General features: G+C 71.8%; 13 protein-coding genes. 5 read left to right on the top strand and 8 right to left on the bottom strand.

Annotated features, from left to right (window positions below):
• Position 1 precedes the first annotated feature (1 nt).
• From ABJI51_RS18715 to ABJI51_RS18705, 3 genes are all read right to left on the bottom strand, one after another.
• Positions 2-406, bottom strand: a complete 405-nt coding sequence (locus tag ABJI51_RS18715) for an SCO2097 family morphological protein (RefSeq protein WP_348952312.1) — start codon at positions 404-406, stop codon at positions 2-4.
• A 238-nt stretch (positions 407-644) separates the two neighbouring features.
• Positions 645-1,859, bottom strand: coding sequence for a DNA polymerase IV (gene dinB / locus ABJI51_RS18710; RefSeq protein WP_348952311.1), 1,215 nt, complete (start codon positions 1,857-1,859; stop codon positions 645-647).
• Between the two features lie 83 nt (positions 1,860-1,942).
• Entirely contained in the window at positions 1,943-2,671 is a 729-nt protein-coding gene (locus ABJI51_RS18705; protein WP_348952310.1) for a methyltransferase domain-containing protein, read from the bottom strand.
• Between the two features lie 142 nt (positions 2,672-2,813).
• On the opposite strand from ABJI51_RS18705, the gene ABJI51_RS18700 reads away from it, so the two are divergent.
• From ABJI51_RS18700 to ABJI51_RS18680, 5 genes are all read left to right on the top strand, one after another.
• Positions 2,814-3,707: a ParA family protein gene (locus ABJI51_RS18700; RefSeq protein WP_348952309.1), complete on the top strand. Its 894-nt coding sequence runs from the start codon at positions 2,814-2,816 to the stop codon at positions 3,705-3,707.
• Positions 3,708-3,710: 3 nt separating this feature from the next.
• On the top strand, positions 3,711-4,520 hold the full coding sequence (locus ABJI51_RS18695) for a DNA-formamidopyrimidine glycosylase family protein (protein WP_348952308.1): 810 nt from the start codon (positions 3,711-3,713) through the stop codon (positions 4,518-4,520).
• Positions 4,521-4,644: 124 nt separating this feature from the next.
• The gene (gene add / locus ABJI51_RS18690; RefSeq protein ID WP_348952307.1) at positions 4,645-5,691 is read left to right on the top strand and encodes an adenosine deaminase; all 1,047 of its coding nucleotides are present in this window, start codon (positions 4,645-4,647) and stop codon (positions 5,689-5,691) included.
• Between the two features lie 356 nt (positions 5,692-6,047).
• Entirely contained in the window at positions 6,048-6,608 is a 561-nt protein-coding gene (locus ABJI51_RS18685; protein WP_348952306.1) for a GNAT family N-acetyltransferase, read from the top strand.
• A 65-nt stretch (positions 6,609-6,673) separates the two neighbouring features.
• On the top strand, positions 6,674-7,705 hold the full coding sequence (locus tag ABJI51_RS18680; protein ID WP_348952305.1) for a quinone-dependent dihydroorotate dehydrogenase: 1,032 nt from the start codon (positions 6,674-6,676) through the stop codon (positions 7,703-7,705).
• Here ABJI51_RS18680 and ABJI51_RS18675 read toward each other — a convergent pair.
• The 5 genes from ABJI51_RS18675 to ABJI51_RS18655 all read right to left on the bottom strand — a co-directional run bounded on the left by ABJI51_RS18675 (position 7,677) and on the right by ABJI51_RS18655 (position 12,910).
• On the bottom strand, positions 7,677-9,077 hold the full coding sequence (locus ABJI51_RS18675; RefSeq protein WP_348952304.1) for an allophanate hydrolase-related protein: 1,401 nt from the start codon (positions 9,075-9,077) through the stop codon (positions 7,677-7,679). The genes ABJI51_RS18680 and ABJI51_RS18675 overlap by 29 nt on opposite strands.
• Before the next feature lie 595 nt (positions 9,078-9,672).
• Positions 9,673-10,656: a phage shock envelope stress response protein PspM gene (gene pspM, locus ABJI51_RS18670; RefSeq protein WP_348952303.1), complete on the bottom strand. Its 984-nt coding sequence runs from the start codon at positions 10,654-10,656 to the stop codon at positions 9,673-9,675.
• A 31-nt stretch (positions 10,657-10,687) separates the two neighbouring features.
• Positions 10,688-11,527, bottom strand: a complete 840-nt coding sequence (locus ABJI51_RS18665; RefSeq protein ID WP_348952302.1) for a PspA/IM30 family protein — start codon at positions 11,525-11,527, stop codon at positions 10,688-10,690.
• 336 nt (positions 11,528-11,863) lie between these two features.
• A complete protein-coding gene (locus tag ABJI51_RS18660) occupies positions 11,864-12,322 on the bottom strand; it encodes a helix-turn-helix domain-containing protein (RefSeq protein ID WP_348952301.1) in 459 nt (152 codons plus the stop codon).
• Positions 12,323-12,421: 99 nt separating this feature from the next.
• The gene (locus ABJI51_RS18655; protein WP_348952300.1) at positions 12,422-12,910 is read right to left on the bottom strand and encodes a CinA family protein; all 489 of its coding nucleotides are present in this window, start codon (positions 12,908-12,910) and stop codon (positions 12,422-12,424) included.
• Positions 12,911-12,933: the final 23 nt, after the last annotated feature.

Below are 12,933 nucleotides of genomic sequence, written 5' to 3'. Positions count from 1 at the left end.
GCTACTGCTCTTCGAAGCGTTGGCGGAAGCGCTCCTCCATCCGCTGGGTGAACGAGCTGCGGCGGCCCGATGACCTGCTTCCGCGCGCGCCCGGCCCACCGGCCTTGCCGTCCCCGTCGGCTCCGTGCCGAATCGATGTGACGGCCATCATGACTCCGAAGAACATCACGAGGAACCCGAGCACGCTGATCAGCGGGATGTCGGCCACCCGGAACTGCGGCACCACCACGCCCAGCACCAGCAGGGCCACGCCCACTACGAACAGGGCGATGCCCTGAATACGCCGTCGGCGAGCGGGGCGACGCAACCGGGTGCCACGCACCGTGGATGCGAACTTGGGGTCCTCGGCATAGAGCTCGCGCTCGATCTGATCGAGCAGCCGCTGCTCATGCTCGGAGAGTGGCATCTTTCCTCCTCCGGCACAGCTGTCGCGGGCGCCGGGCCGCGCAACGTCCTGGACCCAACAGCCAACCCCAGGCGGGGTGGCACTGTCCAGGATACGAGGCCCGCGCCCGCACGACTACCCGATCCCGCATCCAGAAGGGATCGAATTGGGCTAATTCCCGCCCCGTGCGGGTTGACGGACCGTCACCACCGCCTTTCGTGGCCGTTTGACGACCCGTGCCCGCCGGGTGGGCAGCCGCTCACCGCTCCTTCGGCGCCAGCAGCGAGGCCGGCCGGATCGCCGCCGACCCGAACTTCGAGCGGGCGACGTCGGCGGCGACTTCGGCGTCCCGCCACCGCGGCGCCGGGGAGTCGAACACCAGCTGCTCCCCCGCCTCCCCGGTGTCCAGTCCTTCGACGCGGACGCCGATCAGCCGGACGGCGCCCGCCGGCGCGTGCTCGGCGAGCAGCGCGACCGCGACGGCGTGGATCTCCCGCGCGACGTCGGTGGGCGAGACCAGCGTGCGGGCCCGCGTGATCGTCCGGAAGTCCGCGAACCGCACCTTGATCGAGACGGTCCGGCCGCGCACGCCGCGCGCCCGCAGCGTCGCCCCCACCCGCTCGGCCAGCCGCAGCAGCTCCAGCCCCAGCTCGGCCCGGTCGTGCCGGTCGACGTCGAAGGTGTGCTCGGCGCCGATCGACTTGTCCGGCGACTCGGTGACGACCGCCCGTTCGTCGATGCCGTGCGCGAGCCGGTACAGGTGCTCCCCTGCCGCCACGCCGAGCGACTTCTTCAGCCGTTCCGGCGGGAACGCGGCGACGTCGGCGATCGTGTCCAGGCCCAGCCGGCGCAGGTGTTCTTCGGTCCGCGCGCCGACACCCCACAGCGCCGAAACCGGCAGCGGGTGCAGGAAGGCCAGGGTTTCCGCCGCGGGGACGACGACCATGCCGTCCGGTTTCGCCATGCCGGAGGCGAGCTTCGCCACGAACTTGACCTTCGCCACCCCGACCGAGCACGTGATCCCGTGTTCGGCCGCGACGCGCTCGCGGATCCGGGCGCCGAGCTGCGCCGGTGTCGTACCCAGGCGGCGCAGCGCCCCGCTGACGTCCAGGAAGGCCTCGTCGAGGCTGAGCGGCTCGACCAGCGGCGTCAGCTCGCGGAAGATGCCCATCACGCCGCGGGAGACCTCACCGTAGAGCCCCGAGGTGGGCGGGATGTTGATCAGGTGCGGGCAGAGCCGCTTGGCCGTGGCGAACGGCATTGCCGAGCGCACGCCGAACTTCCGCGCCGGGTAGTTCGCCGCGGCCACGACCGCGCGCGGGCCGCCGCCGGACACGACGACCGGCTTGTCCGCCAGCTCGGGCCGGGTCCGCAGCTCGACCGACACGAAGAACGCGTCCATGTCGACGTGCAGCAGCCCGCACCCGGTGTCGTCCGGCGGCGGGTGGCCCGGCCGGACACGGAACCGGCCCATCCCGCCTGGTAGTTCAGCATTTCGCCCCACGGGAGGGGACGGTACCGGGAGGGTCCGACAGTTTCGGGACGCGAACCCGCGGTTCAGGCGGGTGGCCGCGCCACCGCGTGCAGGCGGCCGGCGATGTCCCGCAACGCCGGTGTGCCCGCCGCCGCGCGTTCGAAGTCCGCCAGTTCCTCCTCGCGGACGTCGCCCGGGATCAGGTCCGCGATCACCCGGTCGCCCTGCAGGAGGGTCACGTCGAGGCCCGCCGCCACCAGCTGGGCGCGCAGGCCCTCGGGGTCGAAGCGGCGCAGGATCGTGTCGCCGGGGACGATCCCGTCCACGCTCTCCAGCAGCCGACGGGCCTCGCCGACGCGACCGGCCAGCGCGCGGTGGAGGACCGCCGCGTGGCGGTTGGCCACCAGCACCGACACCGCGCCGCCCGGGGCGACCGCCGTCGCCAGTGCCCGCAGGACCGCCGCCGGGTCGTCGACGATCTCCAGCAGCCCGTGCGCCAGCACCAGGTCGGCCGAGCCCGCCTCGATGTGGCGGCCCAGCGCGTCGGCGTCGTCGGCGATCACCGTGATCAGCTCGGCGACGCCCTCCTCCTCGGCCCGGCGCTGCAGCGTGGCCAGCGCGTTCGGGCTCGGCTCGACGACCGTCACCCGGCAGCCCGCCGCCGCGAACGGCACCGCCCAGCCGCCGCTGCCGCCGCCCACGTCGACGACGTGGGGGTGCTCGGCGCCCCGGGCGCGGGCGGCCTTCAGCTCGGCCTCGAGCACCCGGCGGACGGCGCCCGAACCCCGGGCGGCCACGGTCTCCGTCTTCATGCCGCACAGGGTAGTGCCCGGCCCCCGGCCGCCTCCCGGGCTCCTCCCTTCGAGTGAAGCGACCCCCGGACACCAGGAGGGACGGCGAGCGCAGGCCCCTTGCCCGGCGGCTGCCCTCGCGCGCACCCGTAGGCTGGGCACCGTGCACACGGTCGCCGTACTCAGCCTCAAGGGAGGCGTCGGCAAGACGACGGTCGCTCTCGGTATCGCGTCCGCCGCCCTGCGTAGGGGTACCCGGACGCTGGTGGTGGACCTCGACCCGCAGGGCAACGCCACCACCTCGCTCGACCCGCCCTACACCGACGCCACCCTCGCGGACGTGCTCGAGACGCCCACCCGGGCGATGCTCGAACGCGCGATCGCGCCGAGCGTCTGGAGCGAGGACGTCGACGTCCTGGTCGGCGCCGAGGAGCTGGAGCTGCTCAACGACCCCGACGCCGGCAGCGAGCGCCTGGCCAACTTCTCGCGCGCGCTCGACGAGCTGCACCGCACGCCGCTGCGCGAGACACCGTACGAGCTGGTGATCCTGGACTGCCCGCCGTCGCTGGGCCGGCTGACGAAGTCGGCGCTGGTCGCCGCGGACAGCGCGCTCATCGTCACCGAGCCGACGATGTACGCCGTCGCGGGCGCGCACCGCGCCCTGGAGGCGATCGAGAAGATCCGCAAGGAGCTCAACCCGGAGCTGCGCCCGATCGGCGTGCTGGTGAACAAGCTGCGCGTGCGCTCCTACGAGCACCAGTTCCGGATCGCCGAGCTGCGCGAGAACTTCGGCCCGCTGGTCATGCCGACGGCGATCACCGACCGGCTGGCGGTGCAGCAGGCGCAGGGCGCGTGCAGCCCGATCCACGAGTGGCATTCGCCCGGCGCGCAGGAGATCGCGCTGACGTTCAACATGGTGCTGGCCAAGATCCTGCGCTCGAACCGGGCGGGCCGCCACCGCATCGCGGGCGAGGAGGGCGACGGCCCGGACTGGCCGGAGGGCCCCGCCCCGGAGACGCCCGAGGCGCCTGCCGAGGTGTCCGAATCCGCGGGGTGAGCCGTGCCCGAGGGTGACACCGTCTACCTCGTCGGCCGCCGGTTCGACCGGGCTCTGGCGGGCAAGACGTTGCTGCGCGGGGAGTTCCGGGTGCCGCAACTGGCCACTGTGGACCTCGCGGGCCGTGAGGTGCTCGGCGTCGGGACGGTCGGCAAGCACCTGTTCACCCGCTTCTCCGGCGACCTGACGCTGCACTCGCACCTGATGATGGACGGCATGTGGGACGTCTACCCGGCGGGCGCGAAGTGGCGGCGGCCCGGCCACCACGCCCGCGTCGTGCTGGCCGCGGCCGACGTCCAGGTGGTCGGGTTCCGCGTGCACGACCTGAAACTCGTGGCCACGGCCGCCGAACGCGACCTCGTCGCCCACCTCGGCCCCGACCTTCTCGATCCACAGTGGACCGACGAGCACGCGGACCGCGCGGCCGCCAACCTGACCGCCGACCCGGATCGCGAGCTGGGGCTCGCGCTGCTCGACCAGCGCGTGATGGCCGGTATCGGGAACTTGTACAAGTGCGAGATGTGCTTCCTGCTCGGCGTGACGCCGTGGACGCCGGTGTCCGAAGTGGACGCCGCACGCACCGTCGCGCTCGGCCGCAAGCTGCTGCTGGCCAACGCCCGCTCCGGCCGGTTCGAGCAGAGCACCACCGGCCACCTCGACCGCAACCGCAAGAACTGGGTGTACGAGCGGACCCGCCAGGGCTGTTTCCGCTGCGGTGGCAAGCTCCTGGTGCGCACGCAGGGCCACGACGTCCACCAGCGGCCGACGTGGTTCTGCCCGAAGGACCAGACAGGGCCCTACCCGGCGCAGTAAGCTGAGCGGGTGACGACGTTCAAGCTCCCGCTCTACGGGGCCGACACCGAACGCGGCGACCTCGCTCCCTGAGCCGCCCGCGTCTTCCCGTCACCCTTTTCCGGAAATCCCAGGGAGCTTCGTCATGCCCGGAATCCTCACCGGGCAGGCGCTGCGCGCGTTCGCGCACGCCCTGCCCAAGGTCGAACTGCACGTCCACCTGGTCGGCTCGGCGAGCCTGCCGACCGTGCTCGAACTGGCCCGGCGGCGCCCCGCCGCCGGCGTCCCCACCGACGAGCGGGAGCTCGCGGAGTTCTTCACCTTCCGCGACTTCGCCCACTTCCTCACCGTCTACCTCGCGGTCACCTCGCTCGTGCGCGACCGCCACGACATCACCACGCTGGTGACCGGACTGGCCACCGACCTCGCCGCGCACCACTGCCGCTACGCCGAAGTCACCGTGACGCCGTACAACCACCTGCTGGACGGGATGCCCGGCGACGAACTGCTGTCCGGGCTGGAGACCGGCCGGGCCCGCGCCGCCGAGCTGGGCGTGGAACTGGCCTGGTGCTTCGACATTCCGGGCGAAAAGGGCGTCAAGGCCGGGCAGGAGACGCTCGTGTTCGCGCTACGCGAACGGCCCGAAGGGCTCGTGTCGTTCGGGCTGGGCGGCCCGGAACTGGGCGTCGGGCGGGCGCAGTTCGAGCCGTTCTTCACGCGGGCGCGGGAAGCCGGGCTGCACAGCGTCCCGCACGCCGGGGAGACCACCGGCCCGGCCACGATCTGGTCCGCGCTGCACGACCTCGGCGCCGAGCGGATCGGCCACGGCACCAGCTGCACCGCCGACCCGGCACTGCTGGAACACCTTGCGGCACACCGGATCCCGCTCGAAGTGTGCCCGACGTCGAACGTGCGGACCGGCCAGGTCGCCGACGTCGCCGCGCACCCGGTGCGGCGAATGCTCGACCACGGGCTGGTGGTCACGCTCAACACCGACGACCCGCCGATGTTCGGCACCACCCTCACCGGCGAGTACGTCGCCGTCGCCCGGACGCTGGGGTTGACCGCCATGGAACTGGCGCGGCTGGCCGAGAACGCCGTCGACGCGTCCTTCCTCGGCGAGGCACGGAAAGCGCTTCTGCGGAACGAGATCCGGAAAATGACGTTGCACGACACCGCGGACTTCACCTAGCGTGGCGGTACACGAGAAAGGAGGTGGTCCAAAGTTGTATTCCAACAGGACTCGTGAGGTGGCTGTCCGCTAGCGGATGGCACGTGGAGGACTTTGAGCAGCGATACAACCGAGCCACCTTCGGCTCATCGCCTGCTTCACGTGGTGCCTGATAGCGAATACCAGGCAGTCACCGTGCCCCCGGGGCTCCCGAGCACCAGTCCGGCTCGGGCTCAGGCGTTTGACGGCGCTTGAGAGCCGCCCTGGGGGTTCCTTATTTTCCGCACCATGCCATCCGGCGGCGCAGGACGACCGTCCGGCGATCGGCGTTCACCCGTCCTGTCCCCCGGACGGCTGAAGCTCGCTAGCCTGGACGCATGCTCAGGCCCGACTACCCGATCACCACGGCCCGTCTGCTCCTGCGCCCCTTCACCCCCGACGACCTCGACGCGCTGAACTCCTTCCAGTCCCGCGCCGACGTCGCCCGCTACCTCTACTGGGGCCCGCGCAGCCGCGCCGAATCGGCCGCCGCGCTGGCGAAACGGGTGCACAGCTCGACGTTGACGAAGGAAGGGCAGTTCCTGGCCGTCGCGGTCGAGCTGGCCGCCACGGGACAGCTGATCGGCGACCTGAACCTGGAGTGGCTCAGCAGCGAGCACCGGCAGGGCGAGATCGGGTTCGTCTTCCACCCGGACCACCACGGCAAGGGCCTGGCCGCCGAAGCGGCGACCGAACTGCTGCGGCTGGGCTTCGAAGAACTCGGCCTGCACCGCATCATCGGCCGCTGTGACGGCCGCAACACCGCGTCCGCCGCGCTGATGGAACGCCTCGGCATGCGCAAGGAAGCGCATCTGAAGGAGAACGAGATCGTCAAGGGCGAGTGGACCGACGAGCTGATCTACGCAATGCTCGAAGACGAGTGGAAGGCCCGCGCCTAGTGGTCACTTTCACGTGAAAGTGACGCTCCGGTCGCGCGGCCGGGGCGATTTGGCAGAGTAAGGACGTGCTCTTCGACAAGATCGTCCGCCCGGCGCTGTACCGGCTGTCCTACCACGACCCCGAGCTGGTGCACGAGCGCACGATCGCCGTCCTGGCGCGGCTCGGCAAGCTCGCGCCCCGCGGCGTGCTCCGCATCGACGACCCGGTGAACGTGCTGGGCCTGCGGTTCCCCAACCGCGTCGGCCTGGCCGCCGGGATGGACAAGAACGGCCGCGCCCTGCCCGCGTGGGCCGCGCTGGGCTTCGGCTTCGTCGAGGTCGGCACGGTGACGCGGCTGGCGCAGCCGGGCAACCCGAAGCCGCGGCTGTTCAGCCTGCCCGCCAGCGACGCGGTGATCAACCGCATGGGCTTCAACAACGACGGCGCTTCGGCGCTTGCGGCGAAGCTCGCCCGCGAGGGGAAGCCCGGCGTCCCGCTGGGCATCAGCATCGGCAAGTCCAAGGTGACGCCGCTCGAAGAGGCCGTCGAGGACTACCGCTTCTCGCTGCGCGCGCTGTACCCCTACGCCGACTACTTCGCGATCAACGTCAGCTCGCCGAACACGCCGGGGCTGCGGCAGCTGCAGGACCGCGCCGCGCTCGCCGAGCTGCTGGGCGAGCTGCGCTCGACGGCGCTCGAGCTGGCCGGCGACAGGTCGCCGACGCCGGTGCTGGTGAAGGTCGCGCCCGACCTGACCGACGACGCGCTCGCCGAGCTGCTGGAGGTCGCGCTCGAGCACGGCGTCGCCGGGATCATCGCCACGAACACGACGCTGTCGCGCGAGGGCATCGCACCCGCGGAAAGCGGCCTGGCCGGACAGGCGGGAGGACTGTCCGGCAGGCCGCTGACCACCCGCGCGGCCGAGGTCGTGCGGTTCGTGCACGACCACACCGGCGGGAACCTGCCGATCATCGGCGTCGGCGGGATCATGGGCCCGGACGACGCGATCCGGCTGGTGGACGCGGGGGCGTCGCTCGTGCAGCTCTACACGGGCTTCGCGCTGCACGGGCCAGGGCTGGTGCGCCGCGTCAGCCGGGGTCTCGCGGCCCGGCGGTAGAGGCGAACCGGACGTAGCCCCGCCAGGACTCGTAGCGGTCCAGGCCGGGCCCGTCCGCGACACGGCTGCGGACGGCCAGCGCCGCCGAGCCGTCGTCCAGCTCGACGCGGTCGAGCTCGAACGGCTCCCCGAGCGTGGCGGCGAACCGTTCGAAAGCGGCCGGGGACAGCCGCCAGCGTTCGCCGTCCAGGCTCGCGCTGCCCGGCACGACGCCGGGCTGCGGCGGATCGGTGTCCAGCAGCACCATCCGATAGCCCTCGATGGTCCGGACCGGCCCGCCGAACCGGGCGCCGAGCGCGGTCAGCTCGCCGTTGAGCGGCTGGCCGCGCAGGTGCGCGCCGAACACGACGACGTCCACGCCCGGCTCCGGGTACGGCGTCATCGGCTCGTCGGTGCAGACGGTCGCGAGGTCGAGGCCGATCTGGTCCTCGAAGGCCCGCGTCAGGAAGGTGACGCCGAACGGACGGCGGTCGCCCGGCAGCACCGGGACGGTGACCGCGGCGAGGTCGAGCAGGTTCGCGAACGCGGTGCAGGAGGCCAGGCGGTGTCCCACGCCGTCCGGATCGGCGAGAGCTTCGGCAATCCCGGGGTGATCGGGCACGGTGGGCACGACCAGGGCGTCGAAGCCGTCCGGGATCCGCGCTTCGGGGACCGGTTCGAGCACGGCCCCCGACGCCGTCAGCCGGGCAATGGTGGCCTTGAAGGCGAGACTCGCCGCTTCGCTCAGGCACAGGTCACGGGGGTAGGCGATCCGCGGGTGCTCGCCCGCGCCCAGACGGACGTCCGCGGGCCAGGTGCGGTCGCCGCCGGTCATCAGGGTGAGGGCACGGTGGGCGGGACGCAGGCCGGTGGCGTACACGGAAACGCCGTCGTCGGCACGCACACCGGTGGCAGGCAACAGGCCGCGCGTCGGCTTCACCGCGACGACGGCGTTCAGCGCAGCTGGGACCGCGCCGCCGGTGCTCAGTGCCAGATCGACGATGCCGAGCGCGACGGCGACCGCCGCGCCGTTGCCGCCGACCTTGGTCCGGTCCCAGGCCGCGGCGAGCCGGCCGGTGCCGGTCCTGCCGAGGACGACGGCGCCCGCCGAGGTCAGCCGGGCGACGACGGTGGCGGAGGTGTCCGGCACCCCCTCGACGTCGATCGAGTCGTGCACGGCGAGAACGGTGCCGGCCAGCGGCAGGCGCTCCCCGGCTTTGACCCGTTCGTCGACGGCCTTCGCGTCGACGAGGACGTCCTCGACGGCGCGCAGCGTGGTCCACAGCTCGGGGCGGGCGGCCTCGGTGAGCCGTTCGAAGGCCGCGATGACGCGCTGGGTGGCGGACGGTGGAGTGGTCGGAACGGGGTCCGGATCCGGCGGGAGCGTGGTCACGGGGCGTCCTTTCCTCGGCGGTCGGAGAAAGTCCACTGTGTACGGTCGGCGCCGGCGAACCTCAGTGCACGGCGGGCCTCCCGGCGAGTGACACCTCTGCATGCATGACAGAAACGTTAGGTCGCCGACGTTTCCGTAGCCATCAGTTTCCGATTACGCGCGGGTTTCGGCACCAAGAGGTGAACAGGGCGCGACGCCGACGTGAAACGCACGATCACGCACGCGCGGTGACAACCCCGCCGCACGACCGGATGGCCGCCCCCGAACGGCGGATTGCCCCGCCCGGATGGCCCAACGCACCCCGCAACTCGCGTGATCAGAGCCGTAACTCGCGTGATTGCGGCCGTAAGTCACGAGATCCGGCTTCAATCACGCGAGTCACGGGTCCAATCACGCGAGTTCCGCCCCGGATCACGCGGATTCCGCCCCGCCACCGCGTGATGGAAGGGTCGACACGCGTGATCCACAGGTCGACACGCGTGATTGAGGAGACGACACGCCGCGGGGCGGGCTTGCCTGCCGTGTCGACCGTTCAATCACGCGAGTCGACCCTTCCCTCACGCGTGTCGGCTTCTCCGTCACGGCGGACGGGGGGTCAGGAGAGTTCGCGGAGAGCCATGGCCAGGCCGGCCAGGCGGTCGGTGGCGTCGGTGAGGGCCTGCTTGGACGTCACCAGGCCGTCGCCGGCCGCGGCGACCGTGTGGCCTGCCGCGGCTACCAGGCCGCGGTAGCCTTCGAGGCCGTCGTCGAGCTGCTCGCGGAGCTTGCGCACCGCCGCGTCCAGGGCCGCCTGCTCGCGGGCCGGGGCGGAGTTTCGGCCGCGCTCGATGGCCTGGATGCGGGCCGCCAGGCCGCGCAGGGCCGCCGCCGCTTCGGTCGCCGTCTGGCGGGCGTCCGCGACGGACACCTCCGAGACCGGCATCGTCCCGATCGACGAAGGCACCGAAAGCTGGCGCAGCAGCTCGGTCAGCGAGGCTTCGCACTCGGCGAGCCGTTCCATCGGCTCGCGGGCCGCGGAACCGGCGGGCGGCAACGGCGGCGGGCCGGCCGGCGCCACCGGGATCGGCGTCCGCTTGAGTTCCCGCAGCTTCATCCCGGACCGGACGCCGAACGTGCCGAACACGACGGCTCCGGCGAACGCCGCAATCGCCTGCGGCATCATCGCCGCGCCCGTGGCACTCATCCAGCCCATCCCGGCGGCCAGGGTCATGACTCCGCACAGGATCGTCAGGACGATCCACAGCGTCAGCGCGCGGGACGTCCGGCGCTTGCGGCGTTCCAGCTTCGCGGCCGGGTGGTTCCAGCGCTCCCACTTGGCCCGTGCCTCGGCAAACGCCGGAACCTGGCTGGCCATCGAACTCAGCGAGGCCAGGTCGGGCCGCCGCGCCGGCGGCCGCTGCAGCGGGTTGGGCCGCTGCGGTGCGTACTTCCCGCCCGCCGGGTCGGCAGGCGGGAAGTACTTCTGCACCTTCTGGAGCTTTTCCTGGGCGCGCACGGCGTAGTCGGGCAGCTTTTCGATGTGCTTCTCCAGCTTGGCGCTCAGCTCACCGAAGTCGCGGCGCCTGCCCTGCTGCCCCATGCTCGCCCCCTTCGAACGGATGGCCTGTGTGTCAGGCCGGGTTCTTGCCCTGCTCCGCCTGCACCCGCGCCTGGATCTCGCGCTGGATGTCGGCCTGGCTGGTCGACGGCTGCGCGGCCTTGCCGCCGTCGGTCACCTGCGCGACCGAGTCGCCGCGCATCGACGCGCGGATCTGCTCGAGCCGCGAGTGGCCGGCCAGCTGCGTGGTGGAGGCCTGGACCTCCATCATGCGCCCCTGGACCGAGTTCTGGGCAAGTTCCGCTTGACCCAGCGCCGTGGTGTAGCGCTTCTCGATCTTGTCGCGGACCTCTTCCAGCGACGGCGTGTTGCCCGGCGCGGCCAGCTGGCTCATCTGGTTCAGCGAAGCGGAGACCTGCTCCTGCATCTTCGCCTGCTCCAGCTGAGAAAGCAGCTTGGTGCGCTCGGCCAGCTTCTGCTGCAGCATCTGCGAGTTGCGCTCGACGGCCTGCTTCGCCTGGGCCGCGGCCTGCAGCGACTGGTCGTGCAGCGTCTTGAGGTCCTCGATGCTCTGCTCGGCCGTGACGAGCTGCGTCGCGAAGCTCTCCGCGGCGTTCTCGAATTCGACGGCCTTCTGCTCGTCACCCTTGGCGCGCGCCTCGTCGGCCAGCACCAGCGCCTGCCGGGTCGAGGCCTGCAGCTTCTCGACCTCGCCGAGCTGCCGGTTGAGCTTCATCTCCAGCTGCCGCTGATTGCCGATCACGGAGGCGGCCTGCTGCGTCAGCGCCTGGTGGTTGCGCTGTGCCTCCTCGATGGCCTGCTGGATCTGTACCTTCGGGTCGGCGTGCTCGTCGATCTTCGACGAGAACGCCGCCATCATGTACTTCCAGAACTTCACGAACGGGTTGGCCATCTCCTCCGCCTGCCTTCTTGCGTCCCACGGGCCTTGAGTGATCCTCGGGGTGGGGCGTCGCTCCCCTGCTCATGCAACGCTCCGACCCCGGCGTTGGGTTCCATCGTGTCAGGTCGGCCACGTCCGTTCCAGGCGACCCGGTGGAATTCAGGGATCGCCCTGATCACTTCCCGTAGGCAACGCGAACGGCCCCGGGCGGGTTGCCCGGGGCCGTTGCCCGATTTCGGGGGTCCGGGGGCTTGCCCCCGGCGGGGGTCTGGGGGCTCGGCCCCCAGAGGACACGGCGAGGGGTTCCGGCGAGCGCACTCCGCGAGCACACGTCGCCCAGCCCCGAGCCTACGCGGCGATTGTCGAAGCCAGCTTGGGCTGGCCGATGGTCGTCCGCAGGGTGGTGTTCATCCGTGGCGCCGGGGAAACCCGCAGGTCGGCGAGGTCGTTGCCGATCAGCTCGGACATCAGGCGACCGCCTTCGATGCCTGCCGACGAGGCCTCGGCCCCCTGCTTCTCCCGTGGGGCGCCTTCCGTGATCCGCTCGTCGACCGGGGCGACCTCGACGTTGTCGAGGGCCGAAACGTCCGCCGCCACGTTGTGCAGCAGCTCGCCGAGCGGAAGGTCCAGGGCCTGGCAGATCGACGCGAGCAGCTCGCTCGACGCCTCTTTCTGGCCCCGCTCCACCTCCGAAAGGTAGCCGAGGCTGACCCTGGCGGCGCGGGAGATGTCGCGCAGCGTACGACGCTGGTTGGTGCGGGCATGACGGAGCCGATCACCGATCGCCTCACGCAACAGCACGGTCATCACGCGCCTCCCTTCCGAACAAGTACCCCCTACGTTACCCAGAGCGGTGCCCCGGGCGCAGGAGTTGGTGTGCACGTACGCCAAGGGCGAACGCGTGTTTCACGCCAGATGTTCCCCGAGCAGGGCAAACGCCGCCAAGACCGACTGGGTCCTGATCAAGTCGCGATCGCCGCTCAGCGCCAGGGCACGGACTGTGCGTGTTCCCGGCCCGGCCAGCCCGACGTGCACCGTGCCCGGCTCGACGCCGTCCTGGGCCGACGGACCGGCCACGCCAGTGAGCCCGAGGCCCCAGGTGGCACCGCAGCGGTCGCGGGCCCCGGCGGCCAGCTGGGCGGCGACTTCGGGGTGGACGGCGCCGTGCTCGGCCAGCAGGGCGGGGTCGACGCCGGCGAGGGCGGTCTTGAGTTCGGTGGCGTAGACGACCAGGCCGCCACGAAGGGCGGCGCTGGCCCCGGGGACGCGGGCGAGGGTGGCGCAGACGAGACCGGCGGTGAGGGACTCGGCCGCGGCGACGGTCTCGCCGCGGGCAGTGAGGGTGGCGATGAGGGCGGCGGCTTGGTTGTCGGCGGGCGGGGAAGGTTGCGTCATTCGCGGCACCTCGGCGGGGCTGG

This window comes from Amycolatopsis melonis, assembly GCF_040064235.1.
GTDB classification, from domain to species: domain Bacteria; phylum Actinomycetota; class Actinomycetes; order Mycobacteriales; family Pseudonocardiaceae; genus Amycolatopsis; species Amycolatopsis melonis.
Note: the sequence above shows the minus strand (reverse complement) of the source record. Positions and strands in the feature narration are given on the sequence as shown.

What these genes read in the sequence shown, in the direction of transcription:
- ABJI51_RS18705 (WP_348952310.1), bottom strand. Translation starts at nt 2,671, where the DNA reads ATGAAGACGGAGACCGTGGCCGCCCGGGGTTCGGGCGCCGTCCGCCGG.
- pspM (WP_348952303.1), bottom strand. Translation starts at nt 10,656, where the DNA reads ATGGGGCAGCAGGGCAGGCGCCGCGACTTCGGTGAGCTGAGCGCCAAG.
- ABJI51_RS18685 (WP_348952306.1), top strand. Translation starts at nt 6,048, where the DNA reads ATGCTCAGGCCCGACTACCCGATCACCACGGCCCGTCTGCTCCTGCGC.
- ABJI51_RS18655 (WP_348952300.1), bottom strand. Translation starts at nt 12,910, where the DNA reads ATGACGCAACCTTCCCCGCCCGCCGACAACCAAGCCGCCGCCCTCATC.
- ABJI51_RS18715 (WP_348952312.1), bottom strand. Translation starts at nt 406, where the DNA reads ATGCCACTCTCCGAGCATGAGCAGCGGCTGCTCGATCAGATCGAGCGC.
- ABJI51_RS18660 (WP_348952301.1), bottom strand. Translation starts at nt 12,322, where the DNA reads ATGACCGTGCTGTTGCGTGAGGCGATCGGTGATCGGCTCCGTCATGCC.
- dinB (WP_348952311.1), bottom strand. Translation starts at nt 1,859, where the DNA reads ATGGGCCGGTTCCGTGTCCGGCCGGGCCACCCGCCGCCGGACGACACC.
- ABJI51_RS18665 (WP_348952302.1), bottom strand. Translation starts at nt 11,527, where the DNA reads ATGGCCAACCCGTTCGTGAAGTTCTGGAAGTACATGATGGCGGCGTTC.
- add (WP_348952307.1), top strand. Translation starts at nt 4,645, where the DNA reads ATGCCCGGAATCCTCACCGGGCAGGCGCTGCGCGCGTTCGCGCACGCC.